Source organism: Marinobacter sp. X15-166B, from assembly GCF_001752365.1.
In the GTDB taxonomy this organism is placed as follows: Bacteria; Pseudomonadota; Gammaproteobacteria; order Pseudomonadales; family Oleiphilaceae; genus Marinobacter.
The window spans coordinates 1,920,165-1,936,683 of the sequence record NZ_MEIY01000001.1 but is presented as its reverse complement, the minus strand read 5'-3'; the positions used below and the strand labels follow the sequence as shown (position 1 = coordinate 1,936,683).

The following is a 16,519-nucleotide window of genomic DNA, read 5'->3' as shown; positions in this document are numbered from 1 at the left end:
TTACAGTCACGGGCTGTTTTTGTACCCACAATCACGGGATAATGGCAGTTTTACGCAGATAAGTCTTTCTGGCCGCACTGTCCGGACACCGCTGGCACACAGCCTGTTGTGCACATACCCCGTTACTTTATCTTGGCTCCCATGAGAAAACTGAAGTATTACATTGTTACCTTTCTGTTTCGCATCTCCGCATTGTTGTGTTTGCCCGCCGCCCAGGCGATCGGGCGTTTTCTGGGCAGCTTGGCGTGGCGATTGAAAACCGATGCCCGGCGGGTGACCGATATCAACCTGGCCATTTGCTTGCCAGACACCCCGGAGGAAGAGCGCAGGCGCTTGTCACACCATTCCTTGCGTCATACCGGTATGACCGCGCTCGAAATTCCGCTGATGTGGGAATGGCCGGTCGAAAAATGCCTCAGTCTGGTCAAAGAAATCGAAGGTGAGCAACTTTTGAAAGCGGCCAGAGCCAGCAACAAAGGGTTGATCCTGCTGGCCCCTCATTTGGGCAACTGGGAACTGGCGGGCCTGTATTTTTCATCCCGTTACCAGATGGCTGCACTCTACAGCCCCCCCAAGATGCCCGAATTTGAACAATACATGATCCGGGTGCGCAGCCGCCTGGGCTCCGAACTGGTGCGGGGCGACCGCCGTGGTCTGGTGCGGATGACCACCCTGCTGCGGGAAGGCGGTGTCGCCGGCATCCTGCCTGACCAGTCCCCGCGGGGCAAAGGCAACGTGTATGCGCCTTTTTTCGGCATGGAAGTGCGCACCATGACCCTGGCGGCCAAACTCGCCCAGCGCACGCAAGCTGATGTACTGATTACCTATGCGGAGCGGTTGCCAAACAGTCAGGGGTTCCGCATTGTTGTCCGTGAGGTCGACGGAGCCATCCACAACGAAGATCCGGTAGTGGCGGCCACGGCCATGAACACCGCCGTCGAGCAGTGCGTGCGCGCGGTCCCGGCGCAGTATCAATGGGAATACAAACGCATGCGTCACCGGCCCGCCGGTGAAGTGAACCCCTACAATCCTGACCGGGTATGCTGACCATGAACAAAAGTGACTGGGCAATCCACCTGCTGCTAATGGTCGGTCTTGGTGGGGCTCTGGTTTCCTCCAGTGTGCTGGCAACGGCCACACTGGTGACCGCCCTCTGTGGCCTGCTGTACATAAAACGCCACACATTGGCCGCAACAGATTGGGACAAGCCCAAAGAGCTGCGTCTGATGCACTTCGCATTCTGGTTCTTTGTTCTGGTCAGCCTGATTGCCTGGGTGTTCGAATCCTTTACTTATGAGGGTGGAAAAAACCTGGGCACCGCCGCGCGCTTCATTCTGTTTTGGCCGTTGGTCGTGGCGTTCACCAAGTCGCAGCTCAGCGCTCGCAGTGTATTCATCGCCCTGGCACTGGTGCCGGCTGCGGCCATCGCCATGGTGGCTTACACGGTCCTGACCCAGGATGTTTCTCTGGCCGCGTTACGCGCGGGCCGATTTGGCGGCGGCATCAACGCCATATCCTTTGGCAACGTCGCCCTGTTGGGCAGTGTGCTCACCCTGCTCGGGGCCGGTTATTTCTTCAGCTGCAGGAACTCCAGTGCGGGCGCCCTGCTGATTATTGTTGGTCTGGGCGGGCTATACGTCGCTAATCTGTCAGAAACCCGCAGCAACCTGATCGCACTGCCGCTGTTGCTGCTGCTCTTTATGCCGCTGGTGAAACCCAAACTGCGCACCGTCATTGTACTGGTGGCGGTCGTCTTCACGTCGGTGTTCGCCTTTTCCAGCGGTCGCGCCATCGCCGCTCTGGGCACCCTGGCGCAACAAGGCGGTGTTGATACCAACATGCACATCCGCTTTGAACTCTGGGCGCTCGCCTGGCAGTTGTTTGTCGACAACCCTTTGGTGGGTGCCGGTCTTGGCGGTTTCACCGAGGCCGCCAGACACGCCGCTTCCAGCGGCGAGGTGTCTGCAGTGATCGCCAGCTGCTGCACCGGCCACCCCCACAACGACCTGCTCAATCTGGCAGCCACACGGGGTACCCCGGGCGCCTTCAGCTGGGCCTTTATACTGTTTATTCCCATGGTGTTATTCGGTAAGCAGATGTTCAATCCCCACAGACCCAGCGCCTATCTGGCCATCGCCGGGACCATGGTGTCCACCGGCTACCTGATGTTTGGGCTCACCGAAGCTGCCTTCGACCGCAGTCTGTTGCTGACGTTTTACTTACTGGCCATCAGCAGCCTGGCCGCAGCGCTGTATCACGAACTCGGCCAATCCTACACCCGCCAACGCCGTGTGCGCGTATCGGCCACCGTCATCACCAAAAATGAAGAAGACCACATTGCCGCCTGCCTGCAATCCGCCCGCCTGGTGGCCGATGAAATCATCGTACTGGACAGCGGCAGCAGCGACCGCACCGTTGAAATCGCTCGCCAGTACGCAGATATTGTTGAAGTCACCGACTGGCCAGGTTTTGGCGTGCAAAAACAGAGAGCACTGGAGAAAGCCAGCGGTGACTGGGTGCTGTCGATCGATGCCGACGAGCGGATTACGCCGGCGCTGGCGCGCGAGATCAACCATCGCCTCGCTGCCCCGGACGCAGACGCCTACAAACTGCCTTGGGCGGTGACCATCTACGGGGCACGCCTGGATTTTGGCCGCAGTGGCCGGGCACCCTTGCGGCTGTTCCGCCGCGAGGGCGTGCGCTTCTCCGACGCACTGGTGCATGAACGCATCCTGATCCCCGCAGGGCGCACCATCAAGACCCTGCGCGGCCGGCTCACCCATTACACCCACCGAAACTTCGGCCACTCATTGGAAAAAAGTGCGAAATACGCCTGGCTGGGCGCTCAGGAAAAGCGGCGGCAAGGCCAGAAGACACGCACCATGCTGTACCCCGCGTTCCGTGGCTGGCTCACCTTCGCTCATGTGTATCTGCTGCGGTTCGGGTTCCTCGACGGCGCGGTTGGCTACCTGACTGCGGTTACCTATGCCCAGGTCACCTTTAATAAATATGCGGGGTTGTGGACCCTGAGTGCGGAAAAGCGAAAGACCAACGACAGTTGAACAAGACGCGTCGCAAATGGCCAAAAAGCTATTTTTTGGCCAATTCCCGTTTGAGTCGCTGGCGAACTTTTAACTTACGGACCAGATTCAGCGGCTTGCGGCGCAGGCTGGTTTGCCCCCCCTGAAGAAACGCTTCCACGGCGTCGAGCACCCGGCCACTGGATTGCCCGTCCGTAAACGAGTGCAGCTCATGGCAGAGGGCTTTGGACGCACGCAACACATCCGTTGCATCCGCCACCGCCTGAGTCAGGGCGGACTCCAGCTCGCTTACTTCCTCCACATCGATCAGGTAGGGGCCAGGCATTTTGGTGCGATAAGTGACCACTGGGCGATCGAGGAACATAAACTCGAACATGATGGAGGATGTATCGCACAACATCACGTCCGCTTTGGGCAACACCTCCAGCAGGTCTTGGTCACTTTCGATAAAGTCCAGATGTTCACCGGCCAAACTGCGATAGGCCTCCACCACCCCGGGATCCATTTTGGGATGCAGGGTAACCAGAAATTTCCAGCGGCCACTGCGGGACAATTCAGCAATGGTTTCCAGCAGTGCGGGCGCGGAAGTGACCGAGCGGCTGAAGGTGGAGGCGTAAAAAACAACGGGGCGCGAATCTTCGCCGGTTTCCCTTCGGCCACTCACCCCGGCCTGCAGCAATGGATCCAGTTTGGGCCAACCGGTTTTGGCCACCGCAAAATGACCGTGTTTTCGGGCCAGCTGCTGGAACCTGGCGGTATCTTTGTCTGCGTGGGTGCAATAGAGGTCGAACCAGCCCCTTATCCGGTAGTGGTCGCTGTCGTCCTCACTGCCGTGCCCGCGCTTGTTGCGGGCCATGCCATGGAAAACTTCCACTTTGATGCCAGGGAAAAAATACGGCACCCAGTCGCCCGGCACAAAGGTCGCACAGGCGTTATAGTCCATGACCTCCTGAACCGTATGCAACCGTATTTCGTCAGCCATCAGGGGGTCGGCGGTGCAGCCGGCGACAAACCAGGCGGCCTCATCGCCCCGGCGGCGAATTTCCTCCTGCAACGGACGCAGGATCGAATAGGAGTAGGGTTGATTGACAAAAAACAGGTAACGACGCATTTATTGATGACCTGCCAGGGTTTGGTACAAATCCCCGGTCTGCTGAACGGTGCGTGACGTATGGAAATCGTCGGCGATGCGCTGGCGGGCGGCCGCCCCCATCTGTGTTAACAGGCCTCGATCGCGGTACAGCCGCGTCATGGCATCAGCCAGTGCCTGGGCGTCTCTGGGGGGGGCACCACCAGGCCGCTGACGCCGTCCTCAACCAGTTCCGGCATACCGCCCACCGCGGTCACCAATGGGGTGGTTCCATAGGCCATGGCTTCAATCACCGCCCGGGGCAAGCCTTCGCGCTCGGTCGAGGGCAACACGAACACATCACTGGCCGCCGCGACGGCGGGCGCATCCTGGCGATAACCGGCAAAATGGATTCGCTCAGGGCGTTTGGTCTGCGCCACCTGAGCCTGCAAGGTCTGGTTGTTGATGACGTCGCCCACCAACAACAGATGCACCTCGACGTCCGCGGGCAACAGATCCACGGCGTTCACCAGCACATCAAAGCCCTTGCGGGGCACATCCCGCCCGGTACAACACACCACAAAGGCACCCGCGGGTACGCCAACCTCACGCAGGTCAGCCGGCTGATCGGTGTACCAGCTTAAATCATGCCCCTTGTAGATACGCTGCAGTTTGTGAGACGGAATCCTGAGTCCCAGCAAGCGTATGGACGCCAAATAGTCTTTAATCGCATCCGCCACGCACACAATGCGACTGACCCGGGGGTGCAAGAAGGTGATCCAGGATTCCGGATTCAAAAAACTGATGTTGCCGATCACGCCCCGGTAAGCCACGATGCTGACTGGCAGGCCTTTGGACGCCCGCAATCCGCATGCCAGCGCCCTCGGATTGTAGGCGTGAATCACATCATACTGTTTCTGCGCCAACTGCTGCTTGATGGCCGCGGTGCCCGCTTTATCAAACCGGCCCTGCAACGCCAGGGTTCCGACCACCAGACCGGCGTCCATCAGGCGCTGATAATTCCGCCCTTTCGGATTGCACATGACCCCCACATCGAAGCCCGCTTTTGCAAGGCCTATAAAGAGTTCTGACTCGGGACGGTCACAGGCGTCCGTCAGACAAAGTATTGCCGGTAACGGCCGCCCCTCACTCACTTGTTGTACTCCGCTCGTATCCTGCCATCATTGTGTCCCAGACCCGTTGCTGTGCAGCCGCTCCCGCCACTTTACGCAATGACCGGGCCAGCCGTTCCAGACTGGCCGCTTTCCATTGCTGGCTTCTCCCGGCGCCCATCAGTTGCCCTTTGTCAAAGTCGATCAAATAAAATTCCTTCTGCCGCACCAGAATGTTGTAACAGTTCAGGTCTGCGTGTTTAACCCCCGCGTCATGAAACCGGCGCAGCAATGAACCCAGCGCAGCCCACCCGTCCAATGCCAGGGTATCAATCAGATCCGCCAGTGGCACCGCATCGGCGATACGCTCAATAATGATACCCGCCTGGTAATACGCGCCCGACGTTTTACCGTACCAGGCCGCCACCGGAGCTGGCACCGGCAATTGCAGATCGATCAGGTGTTCCAACAGGCGCAACTCGGCAAACGAGCGCACACGGTCTTCGCTGGTGTAGAGATAACTCGACCGGAGCAGTTTTGCCGCCATCCCTCCCCGGAGGTAGCGACGCAACACCATGGGGGTACCAGCGGCTTCCACAAACCACGCGCTGCCACGACCACCGCTGGTCACCGGCCGGGCGCGCCCACCCCAGTAATCAGGCTGGAACCAATCTGAGGTGATGCCGGCGTCGGTGTAACCTGAGCCAATCAGGCAAACCCCGTACCGGGTTTCCACCCTGTGTACTACTCCACCCATGTATAACCTTAACGTTTTTACGATATGATGTGCGCTTGTCGCATTGGTGGCGCGCAGTGTAGCAACGATTACCGCCCAAGCTCTACCGACCCGGACCAAGAACCTGTAACGGATCACCCTTCCCATGACTTCTATCTGCATTCTCCGCCTGTCCGCCATTGGCGACGTGACCCATGTCGTCCCGGTGGTACTCAGCCTTCAGCAACAACTGCCCGAGGTGAAACTGACCTGGGTCATCGGCAAACTGGAGGCCCGGCTGATCGGCGACTTGCCCGGCGTCGAATTCATCGTGTTTGATAAAAAGGCGGGCAAGCAGGCCTATGCGGAGTTGCGCCGGCAAATGAAAGGCCGGCATTTTGATGCGCTGTTGCACATGCAGGTGGCCTTTCGGGCCAACCTGGCAGCGGCGCTGATCCCGGCCAGGGTCAAAGTGGGTTACGACAAGGCCCGCAGCAAAGACCTGCACAGCCTGTTCATCAATCAGCGTATCGCGCCGGCACCGCAGCAGCATGTGCGGGATTGCCTGGCCAGTTTTCTGCAGCCGCTCGGGTTGCAGCCGGCGGCGCCGACCTGGCGCATTCCGCTCACCGCCGCCGACCACGACTTTGCCCGTGCGCACCTGGCGACGGACCGCCGCAACCTGATCATCAGTCCCTGCTCCAGCCACCCCCTCAGAAACTGGCCGGTGGAGCGCTACGCCCGGCTGGCGGACCACGCCATCAGTGCGCACAACATGCAGGTGACGCTGGTGGGCAGCCCGGCCCCGTTTGAACTCGATTACTGCCAGCGCATCGAACAGGCCATGACCCACCGCCCCCATAACATCTGCGGACAGGATACCCTCAAGCAATTGACCGCACTGTTGAGTGAGGCCGATCTGGTGGTGGCCCCGGATACCGGCCCGGCGCATATTGCCAGTGCGGTCGGCACGGATGTATTGGGATTGTTTGCCGCCAGCAATCCCTATCGGTCAGGCCCTTATAACTCGCTCAACTGGTGTGTAAACCGTTATCCCGACGCCCTGAAGAAGTTTACCGGCAAGTCGGTGAACGACGCCCGCTGGGGGACCAAAGCGGAGTTTGCAGGGGCGATGGAATTGGTGACTGTGGACGATGCGACGGCGATGCTGGACAGGTGGGTGGAGGCGCACTGACACCCCCACTCCCCAACCCCTCCCCCGCCAGGGGCGAGGGGCTACTGCACTGCAGAACGCTTGGAGTGTTTGCTCCCCCGGCCAGGGGCGGGGGCTCCTGCACTGCTGAAGGCTTGGGGTGCTTGCTCCCCTCGCCCCTGGCGGGAGAGGGGGGGCTTATTTGCGGGCGGTGTAGTCCCGGTAGGACTTTTCTTCCACAAAGCGCGAGCCCAGCGCCAGATTGATGTCTTTTTTCAGGGCAGCACGCTTGTCATTGGTTACGTACACGGCACGGGCCAGTTCGATAAAGCGCTCGCCAAAATTCTGATCGGCCTCTTCGTCGCGGATATCGTCTTCAATCACCCACAGTTCTTCATTGACCGCTTTGAGTTGTGCCCGCAGATCCGCAATGGCGGTCTGATCTTGCACCGCTTCATTCCACGTGGCGGTCAGCTCTTCCAGCTCCAGACGCACGTTTTTTACTTTGGCTTCGTCCTGAATCCGCTCTGACTTGATCTCAAGGATGGTGATTTTGTCGAGCACTTCGCCGAAAGAAACCGGCACCCTGATTACATCTGCCATTAGATCGTCCTGTAGGTAATAGATTGATAACACATAACAAAGCCGCCGGACGGAGGTTCAGTCAACGGCGGCCCGGAAGTTTGCTGATGTCAGTCTCGGACAGCGGTGAGCCAGTCACTGTGCTGCGGGGCCCGGCCCTTGACCGCATCAAAGTACATCTTTTGCAGTTTTTCGGTCAGCGGACCCCGTTTGCCGGTGCCGATGGCACGGCCATCCAGCTCGCGGATGGGCAACACTTCCGCGGCGGTTCCGGTAAAGAAAGCCTCGTCGGCGACGTACACTTCGTCACGGGTGATGCGGCGTTCTTTGACCGGTATATCCAGTTCCCGGGCAAACTCAATGATGGTGGCCCGGGTGATCCCCTCCAGACAGGAGGTGAGTTCCGGGGTGTGCAGTACACCGTCGCGCAGAATGAACACGTTCTCGCCGGAGCCTTCCGCCACGTAACCCTCGTTGTCCAGCAACAAGGCTTCTTCACAACCACTCTCAATGGCTTCATTCAGCGCCAGCATGGAGTTGATGTAGTTGCCGTTGGCCTTGGCCTTGCACATGGTAATGTTGACGTGGTGGCGCGTATACGAAGAGGTACGCACCTTGATGCCCACTTCCATGGCCTCGGGCGACATATAAGACGGCCAGCTCCAGGCGGCAACCATGACGTGCACCTTCAGGTTGTCGGCACGCAGGCCCATGCCCTCAGAACCCAGGAACACCATCGGGCGCAGGTAGGCTTCATCCAGGTTGTTTTCCCGCACGGTGGCCCGTTGTGCTTCGTTCAGCTGCTCTTTGCTGAACGGCATCTTCATTTTGAGGATATGGGCCGAGCGAAACAGACGGTCGGTGTGCTCCTGCAGACGGAAAATTGCCGGACCCTGGTCGGTGCTGTACGCCCTCACACCTTCGAAGCATCCCAATCCGTAGTGCAGTGTATGAGTCAGAACGTGAGTTTTGGCCTCCCGCCAGGGTACCATCTCACCATCCAACCAAATCAGGCCATCGCGATCCGCCATCGACATTGTTTGTGCTCCTAAGCAAGCAGGTTCTGTTGAGCTGGCATTCTAGCAGGAAAAACCACCAGCACGAAGCAACCCGATCATGCCAGCATCACCCGCTGCCACAGCGCCTGAATACACCGGCGCTCGTCCGCAAACGCATCGCCGGAAACCTGACTGTTGAGATTCTGCAGAGCCCGTCGGTGAATGGTCGAGCGCAGGGTAATGTAGGCGGCAATCAGCGTCTCGGTGTCCGCCACCGGCAGCACCCCGGCACGCCCAAGTTCTTCCAGTTGGCGGATATTGTCGGACCATTGGGTCAGCGCGGGGTGGGCGGCACTGTGGGCCAGCATCAGGTATTGCACCAGAAATTCAATGTCCACAATTCCACCGCGATCGTGCTTGATGTGAAACACCTCAACCGCTATCCCGCCCGTTTCCGGGGTACCCAGACTGGTGCGCATTTTCTCGCGCATGTCGACCACGTCCTGACGCAGGGTGTCCGGATCGCGCTTCATCCGCAACAAGTCGTGCCGCAGGGCCTCGACCCGGGCCAGGGTCCGCCGGTCACCGGCCACACCGCGGGCGCGGGCCAGGGCCTGGTGCTCCCAGGTCCAGGCGTCGTTGCGCTGATAGCGTTCGAACGCCGCCAGGGTCGTCACCAACAACCCCGAGTTTCCCGAGGGGCGCAGACGCATGTCCACATCGTACAACTGGCCGGCCGCCGTCTGGGTGCTGAGGATATGCACTATGCGCTGGCCCAGACGGGTATAGAACACCGCGTTGTCGATGGGTTTGTCACCGTTGGTGCTCTGCTCGGGGGCGGCATCGTGAACGAACACCAGATCTAGGTCCGAGGTGTACCCCAGTTCGATGCCCCCCAGTTTGCCATAACCGACGATGGCGAAACCGGTGTCACACACCGAGCCGTCCGCCTGGCAGGGGTAGCCGTGCCGGGCCACCAGATTGGCGAAGGCCACCGCAACCACATGATCCAGCACCACCTCGGCAATCCAGGTCAGATAATCGCTGACCTTCATCAATGGCAGGGTGCCCCGCACTTCGGAAGCGGCCACCCGCAACACGTGGGCCTTTTTGAAGTGACGCAGGGACTCCATTTGCTCTTCCAGGTCTTCGAACGGAATGCGCAGCATCTGCTGGCGCAAATCGTCCTGCAATTCGCTCTTCGGGGGCGGGTGATACAGACTCTCGGCATTCAGCAGCTCATCCAGCAGCAGAGGGGTTTCCGCCAGCTGGCTGGCGATCCACGGGCTTTCACTGCACAGCCAGACCAGCTGGCTGCGGGCACCGGGATTTTCCAGCAATAACACCAGGTACGCGGTGCGCCGCAACACCGCTTCCACCAGCGGCATGACCCGGCCGAGGGTTTCTGAGGGGCAATCCACCTGGGTCAGTTCTGCCAGCAACACCGGCATAAACCGGTTCAGGCGCTGCCGGCCCTGGGTTTGCATGGTCTGCAACGCACGCCCGTCACGCAGCTCGGCGAGCAGGCTCGCACTGGCTTCCGGCGCCTCGTAGCCCTGCCCGGCCAGCCAGGCTGCCGCAGTCGACGGGTCCATTTCCCCCAACCAGAGGGCCTGCCAGTCCTCATCCAGCACGGTGCCGTTCTGTTCCGGGTCATCAATCGCGATGATGTCGGCAAAATGACGGGCGACCCGCTCCCGGTGGGCGTTCAATGCGTCCATGCAGGCCTGCCAGTCGCTGAACCCCAGGATCAGGGCGATGCGCGCCTGGGTCAGCTGATCGGCGGGCAACAACTGGGTTTGCTGATCGGCCACCCCTTGCAGGGCATGCTCCAGATTGCGCAGAAACACATACGCGGCGCGCAATTCCTCAACCACCGGTTCGGGCAACAGCTCCAGCTCCACCAGTTCATCCAGAATGGTCAGCAGCTCCCGTTGCTGCAGTTCCCGGTCGCGGCCGCCGCGGATCAGCTGAAACGCCTGCACCACGAACTCCACCTCACGGATCCCGCCACTGCCCAACTTGATATTGTTTTCCAGACCCTGACGCCGGACCTCCCGACCGATCATCAGCTTCATGTTGCGCAACGATTCAAAGGCGCTGAAATCGATGTACTTGCGGTACACAAAGGGCCGCAAGGAGTCGATCAATACCTGGCCGGCACGCCGGTCGCCGGCCACAACCCGCGATTTGACCATGGCGTAACGTTCCCAGTCGCGTCCCTGATCCTGATAGTAGGCTTCCAGCGCGGCAAAACTCAACGCCAGGGCACCACTTTGCCCGTAGGGACGCAAGCGCATGTCCACCCGAAATACAAAGCCATCGGCGGTGATCTGATCCAGCGCCTGAATCAGCCGCTGGCCCACACGCACAAAAAACTGCTGATTATCCAGCGCTCGGCGCCCGCCCCGGGTTTCGCCGTTACTGGGGAAAGCAAAAATCAGGTCGATGTCGGAGGACACGTTCAGCTCACAGCCACCGAGCTTGCCCATGCCCAGCACCACCATCTGCTGCGGGGCCTCGTGACCGGTGACCGGGTCACGCCCCCAGGGCGTCCCGAACTGGGCGCAACTGTCGGCGTACACCCAATCGAGTGCCCCCTGGATACACACATCGGCAAACGCACTGGTGGCCTGCATGGTTTCCGCCAGATCGGCCCAGCCCAGCAGGTCCCGCCAGATGATCCGGAACTGCACCTCGCGGCGAAAGCGGCGCAACTGGGTGTGCAGAGAGGCCTCGTCGGTCACCTCGGCCAGAAAACCGCGCCAGCGCGACTGCAGATACTCCGCCGTGGTGGGTTCTGACAAAGACCGGGAGGCCGCCATGGCCGCCATCGCTGCGGGCTGCTGTTCCAGAGTGCGGCGCACAAACACGCTGCGGGCCAGGGCCCCGGCCAGATCGTGGACGCTGACCCGACCGTCGGCGGCCGGATGATCGGAGTCGGCCACCCAGTCCGGCAAGCCGTCCGGAAAGATGGTTGCCCAATGGTTCGCCACTTCAGCGGCCAGAATGGGCGGCAATGCACCCCACGGTTCAGGCATAATGCAAACCTCTGTATCTCTGTTATATTTTTGTACTGTAATAGGAAGATTCGATGAGCGCCATGGCGCTCGCCCGCCACGCCGTTATTACTGACGCCCATAGGCTTTACATGCTTCGCAACCGTCGTCCGCTCAACCCCGAGCACCAGTACTCCCACCTGCCCATTTCCGGCATCATCCGGGCCCGCATCAAGCGGTTGTTCTTGATACTGGGTGGACTGGTGGCCCTGCAAACGCTGATCATCTGGAGCGTTGAAGAACTGTCCCTGTTCGAATCGGCGTGGATGACCATGACTACCCTCGCCACCGTTGGCTACGGCGACTTCGCCCCCGCCACCACCCTGGGCCGGCTGAGCACCATCGCCCTGATTTTCGTCGCCTCCATCACCATCATGACGCTGATAATCAGTGATTTTATCGAGTACCGCTATTACCGGCGGGAACGCATTCTTACCGGACGCTGGATCTATAACATGAAAGACCACATAGTGATCATCAATACCCCCCGCCACGCCGGGGAGCAATACTTCATGCGCATTGCCACCCAATTGCGGGCGGTGCCGGGCTACGAAACCATCCCGATCCAGATCCTGACGCGGGAATACCCCAACGGCCTGCCCCAGGAATTGTCCGACATGGGGCTGGTGCATTATCACGGTTACGGTGCCGACCCCAAGGCCCTGAAGGCGGTGCACGCCGGTGACGCCCGTCATATTCTGTTGCTGGCGGCCGACGAGTCGGACCCGGTGTCCGACAGCCTCACCTTTGATATCGCCCACCGCCTGAGCGAGGTCAACCTGGCCTCCCGCACCACCCTTGAGTGCGTGGTGGATGAGAACCGAATGCGCTTTGTCCCGCTGGGTATCCGCACCATCATCCGCCCGGTGCGCACCTACCCCGAGATTATGGTCAGAGCCGTGGTGGCGCCGGGTTCGGAACAAGTGCTCGAGGACATGTTCAATTACGAAAAAGACCACCCCCACCGGTATGAGATCGACGTGGACGATCTGAACTGGGCGGACATCGTCAGCGCTTTGATCCGTCATGGCATAGGCACCGCACTGGCCTACATTGGCCCGGACGGCGAGGTGGTCTGTCACCCGCCGGTGACCAAGAAAATACAGGGCAAAGGACTGATCATTCTGGTCAAGTCCCAGGATACGCCCACCGTCGAGATCGTGCAGGAAGCGTTGGACCGGTACCGAAGTTTTCTGGAAAAGTGGCGGACAGTACAGGAAAATGCCACCATCCCCGCGGATTCCACCCCGGACACCGATTGATCCACCGCTACCCAGGGTTTTGCTATGCAGCCAGTACACTACCAACCCCTGATCGACGCCCTGTCAGGAGGCCAGCACCACGCGATAGTGGAAGCCGCCAGCCAGTTCAATGCCGCTGACCTGGCGGAATTTATTGAGCAGCACCCGGAAGACGGCATGGGTGAAGCCCTGTTCGAGCTGTTGCCCCTGGAAGCCCGGGCCAAGGTACTGGGTTACATCAGCCCCGAGACGCAACTGGAACTGACCGAAGACGCACCGGTTCCCGAGCTGGCCCTGCTCACCGCAGAAATGCCCTCGGACGAACGGGCCGATTTTTTCAGCCGCCTGGAGGAGCCCCTCCAGCAGCAGCTGATCAAATCCCTCGATCAGGACGACCGCGAAGACCTGACCACCCTGCTCGGGTATGAGGAGGGGACCGCGGGCTCTTTGATGAGCACCGATTTCGCCATTTTTGATTCCGGAATCACCGCCAGCGAAGCCATTACCATCCTGCGCAAGACCGCAATGGACAAAGAGACCATCTACCAGTCCTACGTGGTGGATGATCAGCACCACCTGATTGGCGTGGTGTCCCTGCGGCGACTGATTACCGCCCCGCCGGACACCATCGTTGATACCCTGATGGCCACCGGGCTGGTGTACACCTATACGGATACCCTGCAGGATGATGCCGCCAAGCTGATTGCCAAGTATGACTTGCTGGCGCTGCCGGTCCTGGACCGGGACCAGCAACTGATGGGGATCATCACCTACGATGACGCCATGGACGTGATCGAAGCCGAGGCCACCGAGGACATCCACAAAGGGGGCTCCGTCGGTGCCCTGGAGTCCAACGTCATCGTCGCATCGCCGTTTTCGCTGTACCGTTCCCGCATCCAGTGGCTGGTGATTCTGGTGTTCGCCAACATCTTCACCGGTGCCGGGATCGCCCATTTTGAGAGCATCATCGGTGCCCATCTGGCGCTGCTGTTCTTTATGCCCCTGCTGGTGGCCAGTGCGGGTAATGCCGGGGCCCAGTCCGCCACCCTGGTGATTCGGGGCATTGCCACCGGCGACGTGGTCAACCGGGACTGGTGGCGATTGTTCCGCAAGGAGCTGCTGGTGGCCTCGGCCCTGGGGCTGACCATGGCGCTCACCGTCTGGGGGGTGGGCGTGTTCCGCACCAACATCGACATTGCCACCACCGTGGCGCTGACCATGATTGCCGTGGTGCTGGCCGGCAGTCTGATCGGGGTGCTGCTGCCGCTGGTGCTCAACCGCCTGAAGATTGACCCGGCGGCGGCCAGCATTCCGCTGATCACCACCATTGCCGACGTCAGCGGGGTGCTGATCTACTTCAGCATTGCCACCGCCATTCTCGGCAGCGGCTGAGGGCGGTGCCCCCCTAGGCCAGCAGCGCCAGCTGCAGCTGTCCCAGGGTCGGGTCTTGCAGCAAGGTGGCGGGCTCTGCCCCCGCCTGCAGCTGGGTCATGACCCGCTGCAGTGCATCCGTCACCGCCTTCTGTCCGGCCCGGACGGCCAGCGCTTCCTCATCCAGCCCCTGCAGGTCCACCGCCGTTCCGCACAGCCAGGCCAGCGCCAGACGCCGGCACCAGGCAATCACCGCATCCGCCGGTTGTGCATCGGCTGCAGGCGCGTGCACACCGGCCAGGTAATAGCCCTGCTCGGCTTTGCTGATCAGGTTCACAAACACCGGGCACCGCTGGGCCAGGCGCCCGGCCCACTCCAGCAGCCGCTGGGGGTTGCCGGACTTGAGTTCGAATTCAACTTCACACAGGGGTTTTTGCCGCGAGCCGGCGACGACCACCCCGTGGTCCAGCGCACACTCGATCACCGCTTCGCCGTCGTCGATGATCACAATCTGGCGGCTGAAATTGGTCTCGAACACCGGCGCCAGCTGCGCCAGGTTCACGCCCTCCGCCAGCGGAGTGTCCGCCAGCAAACCGAGGTTCAGGGTCGCCGTTGCCAGGGGCCACTCCCACTCATCCCGCTGGTGCAGGCCGTTGACAAACCGCCCCTGGGTTTTCACCGTCTGCACACAGGCATCGCCCTGCTGGCGTACCCGCAGGGCCGCTTTTTGCCGGTTCAGGTCGGCCCCGGGGGTGTCGTAGTAGGTGTTCTCCAGCCGCTTGCTGGCGCCAAGGGCGGTGCAGGGCTGGGCCTTCAACCAGACCAGCACCGCCGCCAAATCGCACTCATTGAGGGTCAGTTTGATTTCCAGTTCCTGGGCCATGGGGTCATCCGTCATTTTTCATTACTGTAACAAAAAAAACCGGCGACCTTGCGGTCACCGGTTTTTCAGACTGCTTCAGACTGAGCTAACTCAGATCAGAAGTAGTAGGTAGCACCCAGAGCCAGAGTCGTGGTGTCCTGATCAGCCACGCCGCTGTCTTCGTTTTTCAGCTGACCTTCTACGTATACGTAGAGGTTGCTGGACACGTTGTGCAGGGCTTGCGCAGTGATGGTAGAAACTTCGCCATCGCCACCGTCTTCATCCTGAAAGCCGTAACCCAATGCGAAGGTGTTGGCGCCCACGTTGTAACCCGCCAGCAGACCCCAGGCATCGCCCACGTCTTTACGGGTCTGGAAGGAACCGGTCAGACTCAGGTCGCCCGCACGGTAAGTGGCGCGCACACCGTAGGTGTTTTCGTTGTTAACACTACTGTCAAAAACGTTGCTGCTATAGGCGGTGTTGCCGTCGTTGGAGTCCATGGCCACAGCCAGTTCCAGCGCGTCCATGGAGTAGACCGCCGCCAACTGGTACGGGTAGGACTTCTTGCCGGCGACTTTTGCACCTGTGCTGTCGACACGCTCTTCGCCGTTACCGTTGATCTGCACGGCGGCGCTCAGCTGCAGACCGCCGAAGCTCGGGGAGCTGTACTGGATCAGGTCGCCTTCACCGGTGTCGTGGCCGATTTTGGTACCGGAGCTGAGGGCTTCCCAGTAGTTGCTGATCTTGTCGATTGCGTCTTCGTAACGGGAATCGTCAGAACCGACCCAGATCTGACCGAAGCTGTCACCTTTCACACCGATGTAAGCTTCGTCAAGGGCACTGATACCATTGCTGCCAGCCTTATCGTCTGCGCCGATGCCTTCCAGCTCCATCTTGAAGAAGCCGGTGATGCCCGGAGCAATCTGGTGGCTGTGGGTTACACCCAGGGTGGAACCGTTATCGAAATGCTCAATCGTAGAAGAACCTTCAACGTCAACGTGAGTGACCGCGTACTGAATGTTACCGTAAACGGTCGGCAGGTTGCTGTCCTGAGCCAGTGCAGCGCCGGAGAAAGTTGCAGCAGCGATCGCTGAGGCAAGTAGCGTTTTTTTCATTTTTGCGTCTTCCTTATTAAGTTAACTCAAGTTTTGCGACGGGTTGGCCCCGTTCTTCTGTCGTAAAAACACCTGACACCGGGCAGGACTCATGGTGAATCAAGTGAAATCCCGGCTTCCATGACCTCTATAACACTCAATTGTTTACAGCGCATTTTTAAGGCACTGCATGATGAGCCATTTTTAATACAACCCAAAGTG

13 protein-coding genes are annotated in these 16,519 nt (G+C 60.1%); 5 read left to right on the top strand and 8 right to left on the bottom strand.

What is annotated here, in order from left to right:
* Positions 1–141: 141 nt before the first annotated feature.
* Complete coding sequence (locus BG841_RS09100; protein WP_070057365.1) at positions 142–1,047, top strand: lysophospholipid acyltransferase family protein; 906 nt, start codon at positions 142–144, stop codon at positions 1,045–1,047.
* A gap of 2 nt (positions 1,048–1,049) precedes the next feature.
* Positions 1,050–3,062, top strand: a complete 2,013-nt coding sequence (locus BG841_RS09095) for a glycosyltransferase (RefSeq protein WP_070058761.1) — start codon at positions 1,050–1,052, stop codon at positions 3,060–3,062.
* A gap of 28 nt (positions 3,063–3,090) precedes the next feature.
* On the opposite strand, the gene BG841_RS09090 is transcribed toward BG841_RS09095, so the two are convergent.
* From BG841_RS09090 to BG841_RS09080, 3 genes are all read right to left on the bottom strand, one after another.
* Positions 3,091–4,152, bottom strand: a complete 1,062-nt coding sequence (locus tag BG841_RS09090) for a CDP-glycerol glycerophosphotransferase family protein (protein ID WP_070057364.1) — start codon at positions 4,150–4,152, stop codon at positions 3,091–3,093.
* Between the two features lie 137 nt (positions 4,153–4,289).
* Entirely contained in the window at positions 4,290–5,264 is a 975-nt protein-coding gene (locus BG841_RS09085) for a glycosyltransferase (protein ID WP_228141634.1), read from the bottom strand.
* On the bottom strand, positions 5,257–5,979 hold the full coding sequence (locus BG841_RS09080; protein WP_070057363.1) for a 3-deoxy-D-manno-octulosonic acid kinase: 723 nt from the start codon (positions 5,977–5,979) through the stop codon (positions 5,257–5,259). The genes BG841_RS09085 and BG841_RS09080 overlap by 8 nt, the downstream gene beginning before the upstream one ends.
* 124 nt (positions 5,980–6,103) lie before the next feature.
* Between BG841_RS09080 and BG841_RS09075 the strand changes: the two genes are divergently transcribed.
* The gene (locus tag BG841_RS09075) at positions 6,104–7,132 is read left to right on the top strand and encodes a glycosyltransferase family 9 protein (RefSeq protein ID WP_070057362.1); all 1,029 of its coding nucleotides are present in this window, start codon (positions 6,104–6,106) and stop codon (positions 7,130–7,132) included.
* Between the two features lie 156 nt (positions 7,133–7,288).
* Here BG841_RS09075 and BG841_RS09070 read toward each other — a convergent pair whose 3' ends face one another.
* From BG841_RS09070 to glnE, 3 genes are all read right to left on the bottom strand, one after another.
* Positions 7,289–7,693: a DUF6165 family protein gene (locus BG841_RS09070; RefSeq protein WP_070057361.1), complete on the bottom strand. Its 405-nt coding sequence runs from the start codon at positions 7,691–7,693 to the stop codon at positions 7,289–7,291.
* A gap of 89 nt (positions 7,694–7,782) precedes the next feature.
* Positions 7,783–8,709: a branched-chain amino acid transaminase gene (locus tag BG841_RS09065; RefSeq protein ID WP_070057360.1), complete on the bottom strand. Its 927-nt coding sequence runs from the start codon at positions 8,707–8,709 to the stop codon at positions 7,783–7,785.
* A 77-nt stretch (positions 8,710–8,786) separates the two neighbouring features.
* On the bottom strand, positions 8,787–11,711 hold the full coding sequence (gene glnE / locus BG841_RS09060) for a bifunctional [glutamate--ammonia ligase]-adenylyl-L-tyrosine phosphorylase/[glutamate--ammonia-ligase] adenylyltransferase (protein ID WP_070057359.1): 2,925 nt from the start codon (positions 11,709–11,711) through the stop codon (positions 8,787–8,789).
* A gap of 110 nt (positions 11,712–11,821) precedes the next feature.
* On the opposite strand from glnE, the gene BG841_RS09055 reads away from it, so the two are divergent.
* Together BG841_RS09055 and mgtE are read left to right on the top strand one after the other, a co-directional pair.
* Entirely contained in the window at positions 11,822–12,991 is a 1,170-nt protein-coding gene (locus tag BG841_RS09055) for a potassium channel family protein (RefSeq protein ID WP_070058760.1), read from the top strand.
* Positions 12,992–13,015: 24 nt separating this feature from the next.
* Positions 13,016–14,362, top strand: coding sequence for a magnesium transporter (gene mgtE / locus BG841_RS09050; RefSeq protein WP_070057358.1), 1,347 nt, complete (start codon positions 13,016–13,018; stop codon positions 14,360–14,362).
* A gap of 13 nt (positions 14,363–14,375) precedes the next feature.
* Here mgtE and BG841_RS09045 read toward each other — a convergent pair whose 3' ends face one another.
* Positions 14,376–15,239 carry a CYTH domain-containing protein gene (locus tag BG841_RS09045; protein ID WP_228141633.1) on the bottom strand — a complete coding sequence of 288 codons (864 nt, stop codon included), beginning with the start codon at positions 15,237–15,239 and terminating at the stop codon, positions 14,376–14,378.
* An 80-nt stretch (positions 15,240–15,319) separates the two neighbouring features.
* The gene (locus BG841_RS09040; protein WP_070057356.1) at positions 15,320–16,318 is read right to left on the bottom strand and encodes a porin; all 999 of its coding nucleotides are present in this window, start codon (positions 16,316–16,318) and stop codon (positions 15,320–15,322) included.
* Positions 16,319–16,519: the final 201 nt, after the last annotated feature.

Bases quoted from the DNA above. Each gene is read 5' to 3' on its own strand.
- BG841_RS09070 (WP_070057361.1), bottom strand. From the start codon at position 7,693: ATGGCAGATGTAATCAGGGTGCCGGTTTCTTTCGGCGAAGTGCTCGAC.
- BG841_RS09045 (WP_228141633.1), bottom strand. From the start codon at position 15,239: ATGACGGATGACCCCATGGCCCAGGAACTGGAAATCAAACTGACCCTC.
- BG841_RS09040 (WP_070057356.1), bottom strand. From the start codon at position 16,318: ATGAAAAAAACGCTACTTGCCTCAGCGATCGCTGCTGCAACTTTCTCC.
- BG841_RS09095 (WP_070058761.1), top strand. From the start codon at position 1,050: ATGAACAAAAGTGACTGGGCAATCCACCTGCTGCTAATGGTCGGTCTT.
- BG841_RS09090 (WP_070057364.1), bottom strand. From the start codon at position 4,152: ATGCGTCGTTACCTGTTTTTTGTCAATCAACCCTACTCCTATTCGATC.
- glnE (WP_070057359.1), bottom strand. From the start codon at position 11,711: ATGCCTGAACCGTGGGGTGCATTGCCGCCCATTCTGGCCGCTGAAGTG.
- BG841_RS09080 (WP_070057363.1), bottom strand. From the start codon at position 5,979: ATGGGTGGAGTAGTACACAGGGTGGAAACCCGGTACGGGGTTTGCCTG.
- BG841_RS09065 (WP_070057360.1), bottom strand. From the start codon at position 8,709: ATGTCGATGGCGGATCGCGATGGCCTGATTTGGTTGGATGGTGAGATG.
- mgtE (WP_070057358.1), top strand. From the start codon at position 13,016: ATGCAGCCAGTACACTACCAACCCCTGATCGACGCCCTGTCAGGAGGC.
- BG841_RS09075 (WP_070057362.1), top strand. From the start codon at position 6,104: ATGACTTCTATCTGCATTCTCCGCCTGTCCGCCATTGGCGACGTGACC.
- BG841_RS09055 (WP_070058760.1), top strand. From the start codon at position 11,822: ATGCTTCGCAACCGTCGTCCGCTCAACCCCGAGCACCAGTACTCCCAC.
- BG841_RS09100 (WP_070057365.1), top strand. From the start codon at position 142: ATGAGAAAACTGAAGTATTACATTGTTACCTTTCTGTTTCGCATCTCC.